The organism is Streptomyces sp. NPDC054847 (genome assembly GCF_053610925.1).
On sequence record NZ_JBSGZJ010000396.1, the window covers coordinates 1 to 6,579 of the forward strand.

The following is a 6,579-nucleotide window of genomic DNA, read 5'->3' on the forward strand; positions in this document are numbered from 1 at the left end:
GTCTTCTCCGGCTGCGGGCACGGCCCCTTTCTCTTGCGGTCGGCGGCTACCGGTCGGCGGCCACCGGTCCTCGGCTACCGGTACGACAACCCGTGCCCGATCGGGAACAGCACCTGTGACGGGTCGTCGGCCCGCTGCACCGGCACCGGCAGACGGCCCTGCGGGTCCGCGTGGCCCGCGATCACCCGTACCGCGGCCCGCAGTTCGACATCGGTCCAGGAGTAGGCCGCCAGGGCGGCCGCGACCCCGTCGAGCCTGGCGATGTCGTACGGATTGCGGATGGCGAGCGCGACCACCGGCACGCCGGTCGCCACCAGCCGGGCCACGAGGGTGCGCTGTGAGCTGGTCGCGGAGACGTTGTACGTGCCGACGACGACCACGTCCTTGCCCTTGGCCGCAGCGACCGCCTCCGTGATCTTCGCGCTGCTGGGGGCGGTGCCGGTCGACAGGGCGGTGGCCGTGAAGCCCAGCTCGCCGAAGGCGTCGGCGAGTACGGTCGTCGGCGGCCCCGTCGTGCCGCTGGGGGACGCCGGATCGGCGCCGACCACCAGGACCTCGTTGTGGCTGCGGCGGCTGAGCGGCAGCAGTCCGTGGGGGTTGGTGAGCAGCGTCGTGGTCCGCTCGGCGATCCGGTCGGCGGCGGCGAGATGCGCCGGCGTGCCCACCGTGCGCCCCACCTCCCGCTGCGGGACGAACGGGTCGCGGAACAGACCGAGCTTCTCCTTGAGCAGGAAGATCCGCAGGATCGATTCGTCGAGCCGGGCCTCCGTGATCTCGCCGTTCCTGACGGCGTCCAGGACACCGTTCCAGGCGACCGCGAGGTCCGGCGGGTTGAGCAACTGGTCCACGCCCGCGAGCAGTGCGAGCACCGGCACCCGGTGGTCGCCGTACTTCTCCCGCACGCCCTCCATGTTGAGCGCGTCCGTGACCACCACACCGTCGTAGCCCAGCTCCTCGCGGAGAATGCCGGTGAGGATGGGCCGGGACAGCGTCGCCGGGTCGTTGCTGGCGTCCAGCGCCGGGAACTGGATGTGCGCCGTCATGATCGAGTCGATGCCGGCGGCGATGGCGGCCCTGAACGGCGGTGCGTCGATCTCCTCCCACTCCTGGCGGGTGTGGGTGATCACCGGGATACCGGTGTGGCTGTCGACGGTGGTGTCGCCGTGTCCGGGGAAGTGCTTGGACGTCGCCGCGATGCCCGCGCTCTGGTAGCCCTTGACCTGCGCGGCCACCATCCGGGCGACCGCGGCCGGATCCGCGCCGAAGGACCGCACGCCGATCACCGGGTTGGCGGGGTTGATGTTCACGTCGGCGACGGGGGCGTAGTTCTGGACGATGCCCATCGCGGCGAGCTCGCTGCCCGCGATCTGCGCCGCCTTGCGGGCGGCGTGCGCGGATCCGCCGGCGCCGAGGGCCATCGCACCAGGCATCAGTGTCGCCGGCTTGCCCACGCGGGCGACGATGCCGTGCTCCTGGTCGGTGGAGATCAGCAGCGGTACGGGGTTCCGCTGGGCGAGCGCGGCCCGCTGGATGCCGTTGGACAGGCCGGCGATCTGCTGCGGGTCACGGGTGTTGTGCGCCCACGCGAAGTAGATGATGCCGCCGACGTGGTACTCGGCGACGAGTTCGGCGGCGTTGCGCACGCCCATCTCTTCGAGGTTGAGGTCGATGTCGGCCTGGTCCGGGTCCGTGGCGGAGTGCCCGTAGACCCGCATCACGAAGAGCTGGCCGACCTTCTCCTCGATGCTCATCCTCGAGATGAGCCGCGTGAGCCGGTCCTTGGTGCCGCGGGAAACGGCTGCCGGCGCCGCGAGAGCGGGTAGCGCGGTGGTGGCGACGGCGCCCGCGGCGACGGCGGTCGCGGTGAGAAGAGTGCGTCTGGAGAGGTTCCGGTCGTGCACTGGTGCTCCTTCCGGCCTTGCTCTACATGCTCGACATGGGTGTGGCACAAGGGGAGTTGAAGGAAACTGCCAAGGGGACACGGATATCCGGAAACTAACTGCCAGGTCAAGGCCCCGCGCACAACCGTCACCGGACCGGCGGCCGACGGCCCGCGCCGGAACGGCCCGCCCGGACGAGTGCGGTCAGCGCGCGGAGACCTCCGGCCACAGCTTCTGCAGCGTCCGCACCGTCTCCGTGATGGCGGGCCGCCTCGCCGCCCCCGTACGCCACAGGGCGTGCAGCCGCCGCGTCGGCACCGGGGCCAGCCGTACGGCTACCACCTGGGGCGGCAGCGCCCCGCGGCCCAGCCGGGGCACCAGCGCGATGCCGAGTCCGGCCGCCACCAGGGCGACCTGGGTGTGGTTCTCCTCCGCCTGATGGGCGATCAGCGGCTCGCAGCCGGCCGCCCGCAGGGTCCGCAGCAGCCAGTCGTGGCAGACCGTGCCGGGCGGCTGGGTGATCCAGCGCTCGTCCTTGAGGTCCTCGCGCCGCACGGAGTCGGCAGCGGCCAGGGCATGGCCGGCCGGGACCAGCACGTCGCACATGTCGTCGCCGATGACGGCCTGCTCGACTCCCGGCGGGGTCGGCAGCGGTGCGATGTCCCAGTCGTGCGCCACGGCCAGGTCGATCGCGCCGCGGGCGACGAGGTCGACGGACAGATGAGGGTCCACCTCGTGGAGCCGGGCGTCCAGGCCGGGATGGTGGCGGGCGAGGTCGGCGAGCACGTACGGCATCAGTCCGCGGGAGGCGCTGGCGAAGCAGGCGATCGTCAGCCGCCCGGCCGGCGCGCCGCGCCGCTCTTCGAGGCGCACCTCGGCCTCTTCGACCAGGGACAGCAACTGCTGTGCGGTCGCCGCCAGTTGCGTGGCCTCGTCGGTCAGCCGGACGCCACGGCCCTCGCGTTCGAGGAGCGTCGTGCGGGTCTCCCGCTCCAGTTTGGCGATCTGCTGGGAGACCGCGGACGGCGTGTAGCCGAGCGCGGCGGCAGCGGCGCCCACCGTGCCGTGGACGGAGACGGCGTGCAGTGCGCGCAGCCGGCCGAGGTCGAGCATGTCTCTCCCCACTCACGCTTTCATCGACGGCAATCATCAGCAGCGCTTCATCCAACCATGAAGAAATCCGCGCTGGTGCTACACGGTCCCGTGGCGGGATGCTCCCTGTCATGCGCCCCGCCCACATCGCCCTCGCCGCACTGGTCGCCGCCGTCTGGGGAGTCAACTTCGTCGTCATCGAGATCGGCCTGGACCACATCCCGCCGCTGCTCTTCTCCGCCCTGCGGTTCCTGGCCGCGGCGCTGCCCGCGGTCTTCTTCGTCGGCCGGCCGAAGGTCGCCTGGAAGTGGATCGTCGCGGTCGGCCTGGTCCTGGGCGTCGCCAAGTTCGGCCTGCTGTTCACGGGCATGGACCTGGGGGCGCCCGCCGGACTCTCGTCCCTGGTCCTCCAGGTCCAGGCGGTCTTCACCGCCGTGTTCGCCTTCGCCGCACTCGGCGAGCGGCCGGGGCGGATACGGATCGCCGGGATGGCCGTGGCTCTGGCGGGCATCGCGGTCGCCGCCGTCGACGAGGGCGCCTCCGGCCCGCTGTCCGGATTCCTCCTGGTCGTCGCCGCGGCCGCCTGCTGGGGTGTCTCCAACGTCCTGACCCGCAAGGCCGCGCCGCCCGACGCGTTGAACTTCATGGTGTGGGTCAGCACCGTCCCCGTCCTGCCCCTGCTCGGCCTCTCCCTCCTCCTGGAGGGCGCCGACCGCGATCTGGCCGCCCTGCGCTCGCTGGACTGGACGGGCGCCGGAGTCGTCCTCTACGTCGCCTGGGTGACCACGATCTTCGGCTTCGGCGCCTGGGGCCTGCTGCTCCGCCGCCACCCGGCGTCCTCCGTGGCCCCGTTCTCCCTCCTCGTCCCCGTCTTCGGGATGTCCTCCGCGTACCTCTTCCTCGGCGAGCCGGTCGACCCCCTGCGCTGGTGTGCGGCGGCCCTGCTGGTCGGCGGCGTCGCGCTGACGTCCCTGCCGGGCCGCCGGCAGGCACGGCCCGCACCGGAGTCCCATGAACCGCTGACAGCCGCTCGAACCTGACGTTCTAGGGTGATCCTTCAGATCGACCGACGGGGGGATCACCCATGTCCACGCCGCCTTATGGTCCGGGGCAGGCCGGGTACGACGCCACGACGCAGCAGCACCTGTACCAGGCGCACACGGGGGCGGGGCCAGGAGGCGCGGTGCCCTGCCAGGTGTGCGGCTCGCTGCCCGCCGTCCACGCGGTGATCCGCGGCCATCAAGGCATGTTCCTGGTCATGCGTTCCCGGAAGCGCGAGGGGTTCTTCTGCCGCTCGTGCGGAACATCGCTGCATCGCCGGATGACCACGGACACGCTGTGGCAGGGCTTGTGGGGCGTGATGTCGCTCTTCATCACCCCGGTCACGGTCCTGATGAACCTCGGCCCGCGCTCCCGGTTCCGCAGGCTCGCCGCTCCGTACGGCGGCTGGCGGCCTCCGCTGGACCCGGGAAGGCGGGTGCTGGCACGTCCTCCCGCCCTGCTCGTCCTCACGCCGATCGTGCTGATGGTGGTCGTGCTGGCGACGGGCATCACGACGGCGGCGTTCGACAGCGGCCCCTCGGCGGCCTCCGTCCGGGTCGGTGACTGCGTGAGGAACCACAGCACATGGCCCGATCAGGACATCCGTCGGGTGGACTGCGGGTCGCACCTGGCGGAGTACCGCACGGCGCGGCTCGCCGACTGCGACGGCGACGAACTGCTGATGCGCCTCGAGTACGCGGCCGGCGCGGAGGCCATGTGCCTCGAGCCGCTGCGGAGAGGGTGATCGCGTGACCGCCGCCGCGATGCCGTACGGATGGCAGGCGCCGACCGAGGTGGAACACCGGCTCCACGAGGCGAAGACGCGGGGTGACTGGGCATCGTTCTTCGACACGCTGTCCGGAACGGACCTCTACTACCCGGTCGGACGTGCGGACGCCGAAGCGGGCACGGGAACGCAGTACTCCTACCGGAGCCCCGTGACAGGCACCTGGTGCTACGCCTTCTACACCGAGGGCGCCCTGCCGCTGCCCCAGCCCGACCCGGTCTTCAACCGCACGTCGTTCAAGAGTGTCGTACGGACCTGGGACAACGACCCCACCTGGCTCGCGGTCAACCCCGGCACGCCCGGCGAGGCGTACTTCCCGGCGAACCCGCAGACCCTCCACCTGTGGCGGCAGCACGCGGAACGGGTCACCCCGCGGAAGAAGGGCCTGCTGCGCACCCTGCGGGTGGGCGGGCCGACCCGGGGCCCGGTGGCCAGAGGCCTGGCGTGCGGCGCTCAACTCGCCGTGCACAGGGGCGACCTGTGGAACGCCCCGGCCTCGCACCTCGAAGGGTTCCGGCAGATGCGCGAGACGCTGGACGAGTCGTGGGGCATCCGCAGCGCCGACGACTGGCACCGGACCCAGGAGGACCTGCTGCAGGGCCGGTACGTGAGCCCCGTCTGGGAGTTCGTCCTCTCCGTACGCCGCGCGATGGCGCGTGAGTACGGAGACACCGTCGATCCCGTGCAGTGGAAGGAGACGGCGGCGCACGTCATGCGCCGCCGCGCGGAGCCGGAGACGGTCTCCGAGGAGGACATCCACGCAGTCCAGCAGCTGATCGGGCGCATCACCCGCTACGAGGCGCGCTTCCGCGCCGACGGGGTCCTGTCCGAGGGCCGCTGCGTGAGGTCGGTCCTCTCCTGGGACTTCGGCCGGGCGGCCAACATGGCCCGCTGGGGCCTGGCCGCCCGGTACTGCGATCCGGCGACGGCCGAAAGCGCCGTGGTCCGTGCGGGTGAGGTGAGCGCGACGGTGTACCGGTCCTGGGAGGACTTCGGAGCCGGTTATGCGCTCGGCCGGTGCCTCCACTTCGACGAGGAGGAGTTCGGCCCCTGGTACACGGAGGTCGTCGCCATCCACAAGACGCTCACCACCGACCCGGAAAGCCCCTGGCTCACCGTTCCCTGGCAGTAGCCGGATCCTGCGGGAAGCGGGCGCGCATCGCGTCGATGCAGAGGTCGCGGGAGGTCGGACCACCGAAACGGAGCCGGTCGTACGGGGCGAACGCCGGCTCCAGCGCGTCCAGTTCGTCGATCGCCGCGTGCAGCCTCGCCGACCACCGGGGCGTGCCGGCGTCCGGGTCGTGCGGCGCCGCGGTGATCTCGGCGGTCAGCCGCTCCTTGCGCTGTATCGACGCCGGGGTGACGGAGTGCAGGCACACGTATTGGCCGCTCAGATACGCCTCCCACTCCTGGCGCCCCGCCGCCGGGTCGGCCCAGTGTGCGACGAACCAGGCTTCCAGGTTCTCCGGACCGCCGGCCGCCTCCGCCGGTGCGAAGAGGTCGTGCGGGACCATCTGGGCGCCGTCGGAGCGCAGATAGCCGGGCAGCGGCAGCAGCCCGGCCAGCATCATCAGCCGTACGGCGCCCGGGTCGCGGCCGGAAACCAGGCACAGGTCGTCCAGTACGGCGAACTGCGCGGTCACATAGGCGTCGTCCGCGGGTGACATCGGATGGTCGCCGTTGACCTCGCGGAAACGCGCCGCGATCTCGCGCTCGTACATGGGAGTCGCTCCTTCGTGAGTCGGTCCCGTGCACGCTAGAGCCGGGACGGTTCGGCGC

At 71.8% G+C, this 6,579-nt stretch carries 6 protein-coding genes; 3 read left to right on the forward strand and 3 right to left on the reverse strand.

All coding sequences use genetic code 11. The features are described from left to right. Positions 1 to 74: 74 nt before the first annotated feature. The gene (locus ACWGH4_RS28275; protein WP_453465917.1) at positions 75 to 1,901 is read right to left on the reverse strand and encodes a glycoside hydrolase family 3 protein; all 1,827 of its coding nucleotides are present in this window, start codon (positions 1,899 to 1,901) and stop codon (positions 75 to 77) included. A gap of 183 nt (positions 1,902 to 2,084) precedes the next feature. Beyond that, on the reverse strand, positions 2,085 to 2,993 hold the full coding sequence (locus ACWGH4_RS28280) for a LysR family transcriptional regulator (RefSeq protein ID WP_453465919.1): 909 nt from the start codon (positions 2,991 to 2,993) through the stop codon (positions 2,085 to 2,087). 110 nt (positions 2,994 to 3,103) lie between these two features. Here ACWGH4_RS28280 and ACWGH4_RS28285 point away from each other — a divergent pair, with 110 nt between their 5' ends. The 3 genes from ACWGH4_RS28285 to ACWGH4_RS28295 are packed head-to-tail and all read left to right on the forward strand — an operon-like array spanning position 3,104 to position 5,932. Next, complete coding sequence (locus ACWGH4_RS28285; RefSeq protein WP_453465921.1) at positions 3,104 to 4,012, forward strand: EamA family transporter; 909 nt, start codon at positions 3,104 to 3,106, stop codon at positions 4,010 to 4,012. Between the two features lie 44 nt (positions 4,013 to 4,056). After that, complete coding sequence (locus ACWGH4_RS28290) at positions 4,057 to 4,758, forward strand: LppU/SCO3897 family protein (protein WP_453465923.1); 702 nt, start codon at positions 4,057 to 4,059, stop codon at positions 4,756 to 4,758. Positions 4,759 to 4,762: 4 nt separating this feature from the next. Beyond that, positions 4,763 to 5,932 (forward strand): DUF1266 domain-containing protein, encoded by a 1,170-nt coding sequence (locus ACWGH4_RS28295; protein WP_453465925.1) that lies wholly within the window; start codon positions 4,763 to 4,765, stop codon positions 5,930 to 5,932. Here ACWGH4_RS28295 and ACWGH4_RS28300 read toward each other — a convergent pair. Continuing rightward, entirely contained in the window at positions 5,913 to 6,521 is a 609-nt protein-coding gene (locus ACWGH4_RS28300) for a DUF6058 family natural product biosynthesis protein (RefSeq protein ID WP_453465927.1), read from the reverse strand. The genes ACWGH4_RS28295 and ACWGH4_RS28300 overlap by 20 nt on opposite strands. Positions 6,522 to 6,579 lie beyond the last annotated feature (58 nt).

What these genes read in the sequence shown, in the direction of transcription:
- ACWGH4_RS28290 (WP_453465923.1), top strand. Translation starts at nt 4,057, where the DNA reads ATGTCCACGCCGCCTTATGGTCCGGGGCAGGCCGGGTACGACGCCACG.
- ACWGH4_RS28280 (WP_453465919.1), bottom strand. Translation starts at nt 2,993, where the DNA reads ATGCTCGACCTCGGCCGGCTGCGCGCACTGCACGCCGTCTCCGTCCAC.
- ACWGH4_RS28300 (WP_453465927.1), bottom strand. Translation starts at nt 6,521, where the DNA reads ATGTACGAGCGCGAGATCGCGGCGCGTTTCCGCGAGGTCAACGGCGAC.
- ACWGH4_RS28285 (WP_453465921.1), top strand. Translation starts at nt 3,104, where the DNA reads ATGCGCCCCGCCCACATCGCCCTCGCCGCACTGGTCGCCGCCGTCTGG.